This is a genomic window from Vicinamibacterales bacterium (genome assembly GCA_036504215.1).
Taxonomy (GTDB): Bacteria; Acidobacteriota; Vicinamibacteria; order Vicinamibacterales; family Fen-181; genus FEN-299.
Genome location: DASXVO010000075.1, coordinates 1 through 13,779 on the forward strand (window position 1 = coordinate 1; position 13,779 = coordinate 13,779).

At 66.3% G+C, this 13,779-nt stretch carries 11 protein-coding genes; 2 read left to right on the top strand and 9 right to left on the bottom strand.

Annotated elements, in window-relative coordinates:
• Positions 1-136: 136 nt before the first annotated feature.
• From VGK32_20175 to VGK32_20195, 5 genes are all read right to left on the bottom strand, one after another.
• Positions 137-334, bottom strand: coding sequence for a DUF5989 family protein (locus VGK32_20175; GenBank protein HEY3384087.1), 198 nt, complete (start codon positions 332-334; stop codon positions 137-139).
• A gap of 14 nt (positions 335-348) precedes the next feature.
• Positions 349-804, bottom strand: coding sequence for an SxtJ family membrane protein (locus tag VGK32_20180; GenBank protein HEY3384088.1), 456 nt, complete (start codon positions 802-804; stop codon positions 349-351).
• Between the two features lie 17 nt (positions 805-821).
• Positions 822-2,666, bottom strand: a complete 1,845-nt coding sequence (locus VGK32_20185) for a carbamoyltransferase (protein HEY3384089.1) — start codon at positions 2,664-2,666, stop codon at positions 822-824.
• Positions 2,667-2,987: 321 nt separating this feature from the next.
• On the bottom strand, positions 2,988-4,037 hold the full coding sequence (locus VGK32_20190) for a hypothetical protein (GenBank protein ID HEY3384090.1): 1,050 nt from the start codon (positions 4,035-4,037) through the stop codon (positions 2,988-2,990).
• A gap of 182 nt (positions 4,038-4,219) precedes the next feature.
• On the bottom strand, positions 4,220-5,386 hold the full coding sequence (locus VGK32_20195) for a hypothetical protein (protein HEY3384091.1): 1,167 nt from the start codon (positions 5,384-5,386) through the stop codon (positions 4,220-4,222).
• Between the two features lie 268 nt (positions 5,387-5,654).
• On the opposite strand from VGK32_20195, the gene VGK32_20200 reads away from it, so the two are divergent.
• A complete protein-coding gene (locus tag VGK32_20200) occupies positions 5,655-7,781 on the top strand; it encodes a hypothetical protein (protein HEY3384092.1) in 2,127 nt (708 codons plus the stop codon).
• A gap of 3 nt (positions 7,782-7,784) precedes the next feature.
• A complete protein-coding gene (locus VGK32_20205; protein ID HEY3384093.1) occupies positions 7,785-9,020 on the top strand; it encodes a glycosyltransferase in 1,236 nt (411 codons plus the stop codon).
• Here VGK32_20205 and VGK32_20210 read toward each other — a convergent pair.
• The 4 genes from VGK32_20210 to VGK32_20225 form a co-directional block, all read right to left on the bottom strand.
• Complete coding sequence (locus VGK32_20210; protein ID HEY3384094.1) at positions 8,996-10,042, bottom strand: aldo/keto reductase; 1,047 nt, start codon at positions 10,040-10,042, stop codon at positions 8,996-8,998. The genes VGK32_20205 and VGK32_20210 overlap by 25 nt on opposite strands.
• Before the next feature lie 127 nt (positions 10,043-10,169).
• Positions 10,170-11,447 carry a glycosyltransferase gene (locus tag VGK32_20215; GenBank protein ID HEY3384095.1) on the bottom strand — a complete coding sequence of 426 codons (1,278 nt, stop codon included), beginning with the start codon at positions 11,445-11,447 and terminating at the stop codon, positions 10,170-10,172.
• A gap of 9 nt (positions 11,448-11,456) precedes the next feature.
• On the bottom strand, positions 11,457-12,539 hold the full coding sequence (locus tag VGK32_20220; protein HEY3384096.1) for a glycosyltransferase family 4 protein: 1,083 nt from the start codon (positions 12,537-12,539) through the stop codon (positions 11,457-11,459).
• Between the two features lie 2 nt (positions 12,540-12,541).
• Positions 12,542-13,768, bottom strand: a complete 1,227-nt coding sequence (locus VGK32_20225; GenBank protein ID HEY3384097.1) for a glycosyltransferase — start codon at positions 13,766-13,768, stop codon at positions 12,542-12,544.
• Positions 13,769-13,779 lie beyond the last annotated feature (11 nt).

The window sequence follows — 13,779 nt, forward strand, 5'->3', positions numbered from 1 at the left end:
GCCACCGTCGGCGACCTCGTCGTCAAACTCGACCGGGCGCGCCAGCGGCTCGAATCCATCCAGCCGGGGTGCACGCTGTCGCGCCGACGCAAAACACCGAAGATTGTCGCTGTATAGCTATTTCAGGGACACTACACTAGAAGATCGTGTAGATGAACGGCGCGGCGGCGGTGCTGCCGAGCAGCATCAGCACGCCGAGCAGCAGGAACACCACCACGATCGGCAGAAGCCACCATTTCTTGTTGTGGCTGAGGAACCCCCAGAATTCGCCCAACAGCGAGGAGCGCGGCTGGGCAACCGCCTGTTCGAATCGATCGTCGGATTTCGGGTCCATCGCGTCCACCACCCTCAGAACTGCCTGAAGTACCGTTCGGTGTCGGACGGTGCCGGCCGCCGAACCCAGTACGACGTCGCCCGCCGATCGAAGGAACGTCCGAGCGCGTCCCGTCCGATCAGCCGGAACACGAGACCGACCAGCGTGAACAACACGTAGTAGACCAACGCCAGCAGGATCAGGCTGACCGTCCACCCGATGGGAAACGCCGCGACCATCCAGGTCACGTATATCGGCCGCAGCGCGGCGGGCGCAGCCAGACCCACGACGCAACCGACGACGGCAAGCACCCAGAGCGCAAGCGGCGCCCGCCACGGTGCGTGCCAGCCGATGGGCACGGCTGCCGCCCCGAACGCCCCGCCACGCCAGGCCACGACGACCCCCAGGAGCCCGAATCCGACGAGCCAGAGCAGGGCAAAGGTCCGCAACTCCTTCTCGTCCGGGTGCAGGTTGATGTCGCCGAACGTCATGGCGCCTTCTCTCCGTTCTAGTCGAGCTTGAACGCCTTCAGGTACTCCGCCTGGCCGGCGGCGAGACCCTCGGGCTGCTCGGTCTTCAACAGCAGGTAGTGCTCGAGCACGAGCGCATCCATGCCCGTGTTCAGGAAGCAGTTGAGCGCGTCCTCCGGGGAACCCACGATCGGCTCGCCGCGAACGTTGAAGCTCGTGTTGATGATGACGGGGCAGCCCGTCCTCTCTTTGAAGCGTCGAATCAGCTTGTGATACGCCGCGTGCCGCCGCGGATCGACGGTCTGCACGCGGGCCGAGTAGTCCACGTGCGTGATGGCCTGGACGACGGACCGCTTCATGTACAGCAGGTCCATCCCCTTCCGCCCCTTGCGCTCCGCTCCACCATCGACGCGCTTGTCGCGCTGCACATCGGCGACGAGCAGCATGTACGGGCTCTCGACGCCGGCATCCATCTCGAAGTACTCGGGTGTGTCCTCGATCAGGACCGACGGCGCGAACGGCCGGAACGACTCGCGGAACTTGATCTTGAGGTTCATCACCGACTGCATCTTCTCGCTGCGTGCGTCGCCGAGGATGCTCCGGTTGCCGAGCGCGCGCGGGCCGAACTCCATTCGCCCCTGGAAACGCCCCACGACCTTCTCGTCGCACAGCAGGCCGACGATGCGCTCGAGCATCGCCTCGTCGTCGAGATGGCGGTAGCGGGCACCTTTGCGGTCGAGCACCGCCTTGATCTGTTCGTCGGTGTAGGCGGGGCCGAGCAGCGCCCCCTTCATGCTGTCGGTCTCGTTCGTCGTCCGCGGACGTCCCATCAACTGGTGCCAGACGAGGAGTGCCGCACCGAGTGCGCCGCCCGCGTCGCCGGCCGCCGGCTGGATCCACAGGTTCTCGAACGGTCCCTCGCGGAGCACTCGGCCATTCGCCACGCAGTTCAGGGCCACGCCACCGGCAAGGCACAGGTTCTTCATTCCCGTCTCCTCGTGGAGACGACGGGCCATCCGGCTGATGATCTCCTCTGTGACCACCTGGATGCTGGCGGCCAAATCCATGTCGCGATCGGTGACCGGCGATTCGGGTTCACGCGGCGGCCCGCCGAACAGCGCGTGGAACTTCGCGCTCGTCATCGTCAGGCCCTGGCAGTAGTTGAAGTAGCTCAGGTCCATCCGGAACGAGCCATCGTCTTTGAGATCGAGGAGGTGCTCCCGGATGAGATCCGCATAGCGCGGTTCGCCGTAGGGCGCGAGGCCCATCAGCTTGTATTCGCCCGAGTTGACCCTGAAGCCCGTGTAGTAGGTGAACGCCGAGTAGAGCAGGCCGAGCGAGTGGGGGAATCGGAGTTCCTTCGTCAACTCGATGCGGTTCCCGCGGCCGACGCCGCACGCAGCCGTGGCCCACTCACCGACGCCATCCAGCGTGAGGATGGCAGCCTCCTCGAAGGGCGAGGGATAGAACGCGCTTGCGGCGTGCGACTCGTGGTGTTCCGGGAAAACGTAGCGTCCCTTGTAGCGCCCGCCCATGCCGCGATCCATCACTCGCGGCAGGTGGAGCTTCTGTTTCAGCCAAATCGGCAGCGCCTGGCGGAAGCTCTGGAAACCCACCGGCGCGTACGCGAGGTACGTCTCGAGCAGACGCTCGAACTTGGTCAGCGGTTTCTCGTAGAACGCCACCACGTTGATGTCGTCGGGGGTCGCGTTCGCCTCGCGCAGGCAGTACTCGATCGCACGCTGCGGAAACCCTGCGTCGTGCTTGACGCGGGTGAAGCGCTCCTCCTGGGCGGCGGCGACGATGTCGCCATCCGAGAGAATGGCCGCCGCCGAATCGTGGTAGAAGGCGGAAATCCCGAGAATCAGCGTGCGTGTGCTCATCGCCTGCTTACCTGCAGCCCACTGAGTACTTCGGTTCGCGATTGCGGCCACGAGCGCCGCTTGGTGCGCGTGGCCGGTTGTGCTCGATCGGCACTCGGTCCTGAAGGCCCGGATGCATCGCCGCAGGTGTGCATCGAAGGACTGAGAACCCGTCGTTCACCCTGCGCCCGGTACGGCTGGGCAGGATTCAGAATCGTCAACCGCCCATTATACCCTTCGACTCCGCCACGTGGCGCACGGCCGTGGCTGAAGGCACGACCGTGACGCGATCGCAATACGAGGGAGCACAGGGCGTGGCTGACGCGCATTGTCGCCGGCTGCTCAGTGGCCGAAGACGGGCCGGATCGCCTGCGCGAGCGCCTCGCCAACCGCGCGATGGCCGCCCGCGTTCATGTGGTCGTCCAGCACGTAGAATTCCTTCCGCGTCAATACTCTGGTGGTGTCGACGGTCACCAGCCGCCGGATGTACTCGGGGTACGACTCGCGGCTCTTCACCTCGGCCAGCGCGGCAATGAACGGACGTGGCGGGACGAGTTGCTGGTTGATTTCGAGCACCACCAACTGCACACCGTCCAGGTTCTTGTTGGTCGCATGCTGAACGGCGTTCAGGAACAGCTCCGCTTCCTCGGTCGGCGTCGCGGCCGGCATCTTGAGATCCACCGGTTCGGGCTCCTCGAGGTGCGACACCTTCATGAACAACCGGAACGCGTACTTGCCTGGAAAGTAGCCCCGCTGCGACGTGTAGTACCGGACGATACCCTGGTACTGTGCCTCGGTCATGATCGGGAGACGGTTCCCGTATCTCCGGAACGCGAGGTTCTCGGGCAGGTCGTTGTCGGCGTACTGGATGACCAGCACCTTCAAGTGCGATGTGTCCAGACGGTTGAGGAGCGTGAGTTCCCTGACCGTTCCGTACGAGGAGACCCCTGCATCGAGCGTCTTCCGCCCCGTTGCCCTCGCCAGCACGCGGGCGAACGGCTCGTCCTGTCCGACACCCCATCCCATGACGTGCGAGTCGCCGAGGGCGATGATCTCCGGGGCCTCGAGCGATGCTTCGGTGTCGCGGACGCCGAGGTGATTGACCGCGTACGCGTTCTGGAACTCTATGTTGCCAAACGTGCAGCCGCCGGGCCGGAGCGTGTAGGTCACCTCGGGGTCGTAGCGCGCGCAACCTGGTTCGAACTGGATGAACGCCCGATTGAAGTGCCGGTAGACCTGCTGCACGAGCCGCTGCAACGGTTTCGGGGAAACCGCCACGAGCCGGGGCGCGTGGAGCATGACGACGAAGAAGCCCTCGAGCAGGATGCCGACGACCAGGGCGTTGACGAGGACGAGAGCGACGAATCGACGAATTGTCTTGAGATTCAGCATGAAGGTGGCGTCTCCGTCCGCGGCCATTCTGCCATGCGGTCGCAGACCACGCAACTCCGGAACCAGTCAGTACAACACGAAGGGCGCCGTGATGGCGCCCTTCGTGTTGTACTGACTGGACAACCGAACCCGCATCTTCCGCCGGCCGGCCTCTGTCGAGGCCGACCCTGCCCGGCGGTCCGCTAGTCGCGGATTCCGCTCGACGGAAGGTAGTTCGGCGGGGTCACTTCGATGAATTGAACCGTCGTCGCCTTGCCCGCGTAGCCCAGGCTGTAGATGTCGTACGCATGCCACGCGCCGCCGATCATGATCGTCAGCTTGTCCTTCGAGATGGCGCCGGACGGGTTCTTCTGGCGTCCCGCCTGGAACCCTGCAAGCTGCAGATGCCAGATGGTCCTCAGCAGCAGTTCCTCGGCGGCACTCACGGCCTGGTCCTCCGTCGAGAACACGACGAGCAGCGACGGGAACTCCTTGGCGGTCCCGTAGACGACAGCCTGGGCACGATCGACGGTGGGTGCCCCAGGCGGGATATGGCCGCCGCTGCCGTCACCAGGCGTCGTCGGTCCTGACGGCGGTGTGTTCTCGACGGCCGTCACGAATGTCTGCGTGACCGACCAGGGTCCCACGACGCTCTTCGACATCTCGCGGGCTCGAGCCCGCCAGTAGTAGCGGGTGCCGTAAGCCAGGTTCGCCGACAGCGTCGCCCTGGTGTCGCCGGGCTGCTCGGCCGTATTCGTCGTGCCGGCGACCTGGCTGAACGCCTGATCCTTGCTCGCTTCGAAGTCGTAGGAGACGCCCACCGGGCTTCCGCTGCGGGCGCTATTGTGGACGACAAATGTCGGACCGAGGTCCGTCGTCACGCCGTTGATCGGCGAGACGAGTTGCGGCGCCTCCAGCACGACCGGCACGATGACCGTGAACGGGACACCCACGGAGAAGGGACCGGTGTTGGCGCCGTCCTCCGCCTTGGATCTCCAATAGTACGTGCGGTTGGCGGTGAGCGGATCGGGCAGTTTGAACGAGGTCTGGCCGTTCGATCCCGGAGCGATGCCCTCCCGCGTGATCACCTTGGTCGTGAAATCGGCGTCGCTGGCCACCTCGAACGCATACTCCAGTGGCCGCTGGCCGTTGGTCGTCGCGTTGGCGACGACAAGAGTGATGGGCTGCGACCCGACGTCGATCGAACTGCTGGCCTTGGGCTCCACCGGCGTGGGCGGTGAGATCGACACGCCAGCGATCGGTCCGGCCACCGACGGGCTGAGCGGGCTCGAGCTCTTCTGTGTGCTGCAGGCGGCGGCGGCGAGGGCGGGGACCAGGCCTGCCACCAGCAAGAGATAGGTTCGTTTCATGGCATCGTCTCTCTGTGCGTGTGCGCACATCGCCAGGTCCTCGCCCTGAGAGTGGCAACCGCCGATCCGAGTATCGGATCTCCGACACCAGGACTATAGGGCTGGTCGATCGACACCGGTAGGCAGTGGCTTGGGGTGCTTTGACGCTGGGGGATGTCTGCACTAATCTGTACCGGCGCTTGCTTCGGCGGCGCCTGATTCGTCCACAGGAACGGCCAACGGTGGACCGCGTGTCCCTCACAACGCCTATTCCCCGACGGAAGAACCGATGAACCCAAGCGCGGTAGCCCGCATGCCCGGAGTACTGACCGTGTTCGCCGCGGCCGGAACCCTGGCGGTAGCGGTCGTGCTCTGCCTGTCAGGGTTGGGTCCGACGGCGAGCAGCATCGGCCTGGCTGCCGTGATGGGGTGGTTCTGTCTTCCAGGCGTGGTGCTTGGCCTCACGCTCTACCGTGGCCAGCCCGGGCGGGGCCTGGCGGCATGGCTCCTCGGGCCGGCAGCCGGCTACGTACTGAGCAGTCTGGTCCTGCTGGCCCTCTGGGCGGCGGGCGTCCGGCGTCCGGTCATCCTGGCGTCCGTTCCGCTGGTGGCGGGCCTCGCCGCGTGGCTGCTGGGTCGCCTGGCTGGCGGATTGACGATTCCGCGGTTCGACCGGCGCGACATCGTGGCGGTGTGCCTGTTGCTGTTGCTCGTGCCCCTGGTGGTGGGTTTGCCATACGCGCATGTGGGCCGCACGTTGCCTGAGGGCCGGGCTTACCGCGCGTATTTCACCGCCGATTTCGTCTGGGCCATGGCGGTGGTCTCCGAGGTCAGCAAGGGTGACATGCCGCCGCGCAACGTGTTCTATCGCGGGGACGACCTGCGGTACTACTGGCTGGCCCACCTGCTGCCCGCCGTGGAGCATCGCGCGGCGCGCAGCGCACTGCGCGTCGAGCAACTGCTGCTCGTCAACGATTTTTCGATTGGTCTCGCGTTCGTGGGTTTCCTGTACCTGTTCATCCGGCACTTCGTCCGCAGCCCCGGTGCGGCGGCCGCCGCGTGCGTGGCCGTCGTTTTGTTCAGCAGTTTCGAGGGCGCGGAGTTCTTGTACCGCCTCTGGAAGACCGGCGGTCCGCTGACCGCCGTGCTGGACACGAACATCGACGCCGTGTCGCGCTGGAAGTACGAGAGCATGCCGGTCGATGGCCTGCAGCGAGTTCTGCTGTACCAACGGCAACACGAGTTGGGCTACATCCTCGGCCTGTCGGCGCTGCTGCTGCTCGTGCAGGCTCGCGAACGGATCACGGCTGGAGCACTGTTTCTCGCCGGCTGCCTGCTGGGGATGGCGCTCCTGCTGAGTTCGTTCGCCGCCATGATGCTGACGGCCATCGTCGCGGTCTACGCCGGGGTGCGGCTCGTCATCGGCCGGCAGTGGCGCACGATCGTCGCGGGCGCGGCGGCAGCGAGCCTGCCGATGTTCGGCGCTCTGGGCCTCAGCAGCATCCTTCGGTACGTGGACGGTGCCGGGCCGCTCGTCGCCATCGGGCTGAACCGCACCGCGTCGCGCAATGCTGGCATGGCGATCCTGCTGAGCTTCGGGCCCATGCTCCTGGCCGCCGCGGCAGGCCTGCTCGTATCCGTCTGGAAGCGGACGCTGGGCCGGTTCGCCGTGCTCCTGGTGATGATTGCGGTCTGCTGGTTGTTCTACTTCTTCGTGGACGTCCCTGAGCATCAGCACGTGTACGTGGGCTGGCGGGCATCGCACCTGCTGTTCATTGCCTTCGCCGCGTTTTGCGGTTATGCGCTGCAGGAGTTGTGGGCGGCGGGCCGGGCGGCACGGATCGCAACCGTGGCGGTCTCGTTCGTGGTCGCGCTGGCGGCCGCACCGATGGTGGTGATCGACCTCTACAACAGCCAGGACACCTCGAACCGATCCATGGGACCTGGGTTCCGCTGGACAGTGATCCTCTCGCCCGACGAACTGGCGGCGCTCGAGTGGATCAAACGCAACACCTCGCCAAGAGCCCTCGTCCAGATCGAGCCCGAGTCGCGGGGTCGCGACACGTGGGACTACATTCCCGCGTTCGCCGAGCGACGCATGGCGGCGGGACTGCCGATCTCGATGATTCCGCTGCGGAAGTACGAGGTGGCCAGCGCGCGCATCAAGAGCCTCTACCAGGCCACGAGCGCAGACCGCGCGCACGCGTTGGCGGCGGAAACCTGCATCGCCTACCTGGTCATCGGGCCGCCCGAGCGACAGGGCTACCCAGGTCTCCAGCCGCTTCTCGATGCCAGCCCCGACCAGTTCATGCCGCTCTTCCGGAACAGCTCGGTTGCGGTGTACGGGGTGGTGTCGCTGCCAGCCGTGTGTTCAGGGGAGGCCGGACGCCCGGAGCGTGGGGCCGGAGAGGACTGACGTATGACCGACGGGAAACTGAACGTGTTGCAGGTGTGCGATCACCTCGGATGGGAGGGGTCGCGCATGCACGGCGTCAAGCGGCTGTTTGCGTGGATGATCCCGCGGTTCGACCCTGCCCGGTTCAACGTCTCGCTCGTGAGTCTCCGGAAGAAGGACCTGTCCGAGGAGACGCTCGACACCTACGGCGTGGACATCACGTACCTCCAGCGATCGAAGTTCGATCCCGCCACGCTGACGGACATGCTCAAGGTCATCGACCGGAAGAAGATCGACATCCTGCACATGCACGGGTACGGCGCGACCACGTTCGGCCGGGCCGCCGGCGCGATCAAGCGGATCCCGACGCTGCTGCACGAGCACGCGAATCTGACCGACACGCCGTGGTTCCAGAAGGTCGTGGACGTGGCGCTCGAGCCGTTCACCGACCTGGCGATCGCAGTCTCGCGCTCGACGGCGGAATTCGTGATTGGTGCGCGCAAGGTTCCGGAACGCAAGGTGAAGGTCGTGTACCTGGGCGCGCCGGTGGGGGAGTTCGGGCAGGTGCGCAGCCCTGAGGAAGTCGCGGCCGTCCGGCGCGAGCTCGGGGCGGCAGAGACCGACTTCCTGCTCGGCACGGTGACGCGGCTGCACGATTCGAAGGGCAACGAGTATCTGATCGAGGCCGCGCGCACCGTCGTCGACCGCCGGCCGACCGCGAAGTTCTACCTTGTCGGGGAAGGGCCGCTGCGGCCGGCGCTCGAGCAGCAGGCGCGATCGCTGGGACTCGGCGATCGGTTCATCTTCGCCGGCTTCGTCCGCGACGTGGCGAGGGTCGTGTCGGCCTTCGACATGAGTGTGTTCCCCTCGCTCTGGGAGGGGACCCCGCTCACGGCCTTCGAGACTCTCGCCGCCGGCCGTTCCATCGTTGCCACCGACGCCGACGGTCTGTTGGACATCCTCACCGACAATCAGGACGCGCTCATCGTGCCCAGGCGCAACGCTGCTGCGCTGGCCGACAAGATCGTGTTCCTGATGGACCATCCGGAAGAACGCACGCGCCTCTCGGCCCGTGCGCGGGTGACCGCGCAGGACTACGACATCGACGCATTCGTTCGGAAGATGGAACGTCTCTACGAGCTGATGCACGAGGTGTCGCGCAAGACCCACCGGCGCGGCGTGATGGCGGCCGACCTGTCGTTCCTGAACGGCCGCGGCCCCGAACGGCCGGCGCCCTATGCCCGCCGCGGGATCCAGTAGCCGGTGCCCGCGAACGCCTGCGCCCGCTCGCGGACGCGCGCAGCCTCAGCCGGGGCGAACGGCGTGAACGCCGAGGCCGTCGCGACCAGGCCGTCGAGCGTGGCGATCGAGTCCATGCCCGCCAGCACCGTGGTCACAGGCAACGACATCGCGTAGCGCAGGTAGTCGCCGGGCGCCGGCACCGGCCGGTTGAACGCCTCCGCGGGAGGCGCGAACCGGTGCAGCTCGGGACGCTTGTCGGTCTTCGACCGCGAGTCGAACGCGCCGCCAATCGCGTCCTTCATGAAGAACCCATGACCGACCGCCTTCATGACGACCACGGCGATGCCCCGCGCCCTGGTGAGCGGCAGGACCTCCGCTTCGAAGTCCGGAACCCGCGTGGCGTTGATCGGCGCCTGGATGGCGTCCGGATCGAGGCGCGCGATCGCCTGGAGTGTCAGCGTCGGGTCGTGGCACGAGAAGCCACGGAACCGGATCACCTTCTGATCGACGAGCTTCCGGATCGCGCGCTCCGCGCCGTCGGGTCCGGCCAGTTGATCGAGTTGCGTGGCGCTGCTGAGGTTGTGGTGCAGCATCAAATCGACGTGGTCGGTGGACAGCAGCTTCAGGCTGCGCTCCATCTCCCGCATCGCGCCGTCGTAGCTCCGCTCGTCGGTCTTGGTCTCGAGGAACGCCTTCGCGCGGTGCGTCTTCATCGCCATGCCGATCCGCCGTTCGCTGCAGTTCCCGTCGTCGTCCGGGCCGTAGTTGGCGCTGGTTTCGATGAAGGAGATGCCGCGGTCGATTGCCTGCCGGACAAGTTCCGCGCCCGCCTCGTCGGTGGGCACCGGTTCGTAGAAACGCGCGCCGCCGCCGAGTCCCGCCACGCTCACCTGCACGCCGGTCTTGCCGAACGGGCGCGTGGGGACCGCGCCGGCGGCAAGGGCGGGGATCCCGAGCTTCCCGACGATCGAGACGACGAGGCTCGTGCCGGCCGCGGCAGCCGTGGTCTCGACGAACGTGCGACGCGTGACTCTGGTCATGGTGGTATCCGCTCCTCTCCGGCACGCACGGCTCGCTGTCGAGCCGCACGGTGCCTCGTCCTCTGAATGTCCGCGATCGGGACGCCAGCCTGCACCGCCCTACGGATGCGGGCCTCCAGCCCGGGCGCTACCGGCCCTTCAGCGTCGAGATCATCCGCTCGTACTTCGCCATGATGACGTCCCACCGGTAGTTGCGGCGGATGTAGTCGCGTCCGTTGCGGCCCATCGCTGCGCGTAACTGCTCGTCGGCCACCAGCATCTTGAGGCACTCGGTGAACTCGTACCGGTCGGCGTAGAAGAGCCCGCCGTTGCTGGACAGGCAGTGATCGACCAGCACCTCGCTACGCGCGTTGGTGAGGATGGGCGTGCCAACCGACAGGGCCTCGAGCGCCAGCAGCGACAGGCTCTCGAACGGCGATGGGACAACGACGACCGTGGCGGCCTCCAGTGCCTGGCCGCGCTCGATGTCGGAGAGCATGCCGGCGAAGCAGATGAACGGATCCTCCGGGAGAGGCATCAGCTTCACACCCATCAGCACGAGCGACGCCTCGCCGCCTTCCGCCACGTACGCGTTGAAATACTCGATCAGTTCCTCGCAACCCTTGCCCTTCTCGATCCGGCCGCCGTACAGCGCGAAGGGACCGTGGAGACGATGCCGGCGACGGAACGTGGCGCCGCGCGAGGTCAGGTGCGACTGGAACTGCTTCCGGCCGGGAGGTGCGGATGCCCCGGGCGCGTCCTCGGCGGGCGCATCTTCCCCGCCGCCCTGCGCCGTCCGGGAATATGCATGGTGCTGCGGCAGATCCACTCCGCACCCCACCGTTTCCTCGGCGATCGCGCGGATGGAGAAGTGCGTCGTCAGGAAACGCCGTTCGGCCTCGGTGTTGTACGCGATGGCCGACGGCAGGCCGAGGACTTCCTCGTAGATGGAGAGGTGAATCGCCGGCTCGTCGTGCGCCGTGGGCACGAGGATGCTGCGTCCGGGTGCGACCTGCAGGCCGAGCACCGTCGGCGCGTAGAGATATGTGAAGAAGATGAGGGCGTCGTACGACGCCTGGTGTTTCTGGAGGTAGTCGAGCAGCGCCGGGCACCAGGGACCTTGCTGCTCGAGCCACGACATCTCGTCGGCCCGCGTGTGCGGGTTGTGGAAAATCCAGTCCGAGTATCGGTTGAACGAGTCGATGTCGCGCGTCTTGGCGTTGGGAAACCGGCGCACGGTCACACCACGAATCCGGTCGGTGGCTTCCGAATACTCGTTCTTCCACGTGATGTAGTCGCGGGCGCACGTCGTCAGCACCTCGACGTGGTGGCGCTGGGCCAGACGTTCGGCGATCAGGCGGCAGTGGTACTCCGAGCCGCCCAGAATCTCCGTGCCGTAGCGTTGGATGACGAAGCCGAGTTTCACGAAACCCTCCTACCGCACCGAAGTGTTGCCGGCGACCCGTGACAGGGCCGCCCGCAGATCCTTCTCCACGCGCCCGTCGCCGAAATCCGCCAGCCGACGGCGCTGGCCGCCAATCACCTCGCCGCGGAGGTCGTCGTTGAAGACCAGCTCGCCGAGCAGTTCGGCGGCGTACTCGAAATCCCGCGGGGAGAACAGGACGCCCGAACCGGACAGCGTATCGGGAACGGCTCCTGCGGCGTAGGCGAGGATCGGTACGTCCATGGCCATCGCCTCCAGCAACGGGACGCAGAAGCCCTCGTGCTCGCTCAGCGAGAGATAGACGCTGGCCATGCGGTAGTACGCGGCGAGGTCCTCGTCGGTCACCGGCCCCGTGAACATGAAGCGATCGTGGGGCATCTCGTACTGCAGCAGGAGCGTCCGTATCGCCGAATAGTAGTGCGGGACGGCGTCCGTCCGCCCGACGAAGATGAACCGGTAGTCGATGTTGACGTACCGCTTGTAGTGTTCGGCGAAGCGAATGTAGTCGTCGATCCGTTTGTTTGGCGCGATGCGGCCGACAAACAGGATGTTCGTCAACCCATCGTCGAGGATCCGCTCGAGGGCCGGTCGACGTGGCGCCTTCGTGAGGCGGTCGACGTCCACCGCGATCGGCATCACCCCCGTCTCGGCGAATCCCATCTCCTGCAGTTCCAACCGGTTGAACTCAGAAACCCCGAGCGCGAGGTCCGCGTGACCCACCAGGCGCCGGAGGTGTTCCCGGCCCACCCGGCAGAGCCGGTACTGACCCGCGTTGTAGGGGGCGAAGTAGTGCGCCGGCGTGATGTTGTGGTAGTGGAGCACGCGTCCGCGGGGCAGGTCGGCAAACGCGCCGGTCATCGCGGACGGCAGCGCGTAGTGGAAGATCGTGACATCGCCGCTCCTGGCGTCGGGGTGGTCGAACGGTCGAACGATGTCCCGCAAGTCCTCATCGACGGTCAGGCCGTAGATCTCGGAGGTGTGCCCCATGGCGCGCAGGATGACCTGCACGTGACGGGCATGGTCGCCAATCGCGTCGTATCGGTGCGCCGCTCCGACCCACTGGTTGACGATCATGATCAGACGACGCGCCCTGGCGCCTTGGGCAGGGCGTGCCCCAGCGCCGGCCGGTACTGCTGCAGCTCCTCGTAGCGTTCCGTCCCGTCGACCTGTTCCCAGAAATCATCCGCGACCCGATGGCGAGGCCTGCGCGGGGCCGCCAGCACGCGCTCGACGAATCCGAGCAACGTGCCGCGGAAGTCCTTCGCCATCAGGCGGACCAGCGCCTCGTCCTGCCCCGCGATGATCCGCTCGCGCATCTCGGGGTTCGAGGCGATCTCTGCCAGGAGCCTCGCCACGTGCCACACGTCCTTGGAGCGGAAGAGCACGCCCGCGCCATCCATCGTGGCCGGTACCGCGGCGGCCGCGTAGGCCATCACAGGCACGCCCTTGGCAAACGACTCGATGAGCGGCACGCAGAACCCTTCGTGTTCGCTCGCGCAGAGGAACACGTCGGTCACGTCGTAGCACGCCGTCAGTTCGTTGTTGGAGACGTGGCCGAGGAAGTACACGTCACGCACGCCCAGCCGCGCGATGAGTGACTGGAGCAGCGCGTAGTAGCGCTCGAAGCCAGCGTAGCTCCCGACGATCAGCAGCCGCGACCGCGGGTTGAAGAAGCGCTGGTAGGCCGCGAAGATCCGGATGACGTCCTCGATCTTCTTGTTCGGCACGATCCGCCCGACGAACATCACGTTCGTGAAGTCATCGTCGAAGTCGGCGATGACGCGACGGTCGGGCTCGACGTCCAGGTGATCGAAGTTCGGCACGACCGGCAGCACGTCGGTGACCGGGAAGCCAATCTCCTCGAGTTCCCGGCGGTTGAACTCGGAGTCGCCGAGCCCGAGGTCGCACCGCTGCGCGTACGCCGACAGCTCGCGGCGGCCGCGGTAGCACTCGCGGACGAGGAGCGCGTGGATGTCCACGAAGTATTCCGGCGGCGTGACGTTGTGGTAGACCAGCACCATCCGGTCCGGCAACGCGTATGCCGTGCGCGACGCGCGCGAACCGAGCGAGAAGTGATGGATCAGGATGTTGTCGGGCGAACTGATGTCGCGCAGTTCACGGTAGTCCCGCGTGAGATCCTCGAGACGCGGGTCGACCGTCCCGCAGAAGATGTCGGACTCGTAGCCCGCCTCCCGCAGAACCTGGCGAATGCCCAGCACCTCGTTGCCGATGGCATCGCCGTACCCGAGCGTCGCCAGCACCTGATGGACCTGGACGTTCATCCTGCTGCCTTCAGCCTTCATCCTTCAGCCTT

Coding starts and splice junctions, on each gene's coding strand:
- VGK32_20175 (HEY3384087.1), bottom strand. CDS start 334: ATGGACCCGAAATCCGACGATCGATTCGAACAGGCGGTTGCCCAGCCG.
- VGK32_20180 (HEY3384088.1), bottom strand. CDS start 804: ATGACGTTCGGCGACATCAACCTGCACCCGGACGAGAAGGAGTTGCGG.
- VGK32_20185 (HEY3384089.1), bottom strand. CDS start 2,666: ATGAGCACACGCACGCTGATTCTCGGGATTTCCGCCTTCTACCACGAT.
- VGK32_20190 (HEY3384090.1), bottom strand. CDS start 4,037: ATGCTGAATCTCAAGACAATTCGTCGATTCGTCGCTCTCGTCCTCGTC.
- VGK32_20195 (HEY3384091.1), bottom strand. CDS start 5,386: ATGAAACGAACCTATCTCTTGCTGGTGGCAGGCCTGGTCCCCGCCCTC.
- VGK32_20200 (HEY3384092.1), top strand. CDS start 5,655: ATGAACCCAAGCGCGGTAGCCCGCATGCCCGGAGTACTGACCGTGTTC.
- VGK32_20205 (HEY3384093.1), top strand. CDS start 7,785: ATGACCGACGGGAAACTGAACGTGTTGCAGGTGTGCGATCACCTCGGA.
- VGK32_20210 (HEY3384094.1), bottom strand. CDS start 10,042: ATGACCAGAGTCACGCGTCGCACGTTCGTCGAGACCACGGCTGCCGCG.
- VGK32_20220 (HEY3384096.1), bottom strand. CDS start 12,539: ATGATCGTCAACCAGTGGGTCGGAGCGGCGCACCGATACGACGCGATT.
- VGK32_20225 (HEY3384097.1), bottom strand. CDS start 13,768: ATGAAGGCTGAAGGCAGCAGGATGAACGTCCAGGTCCATCAGGTGCTG.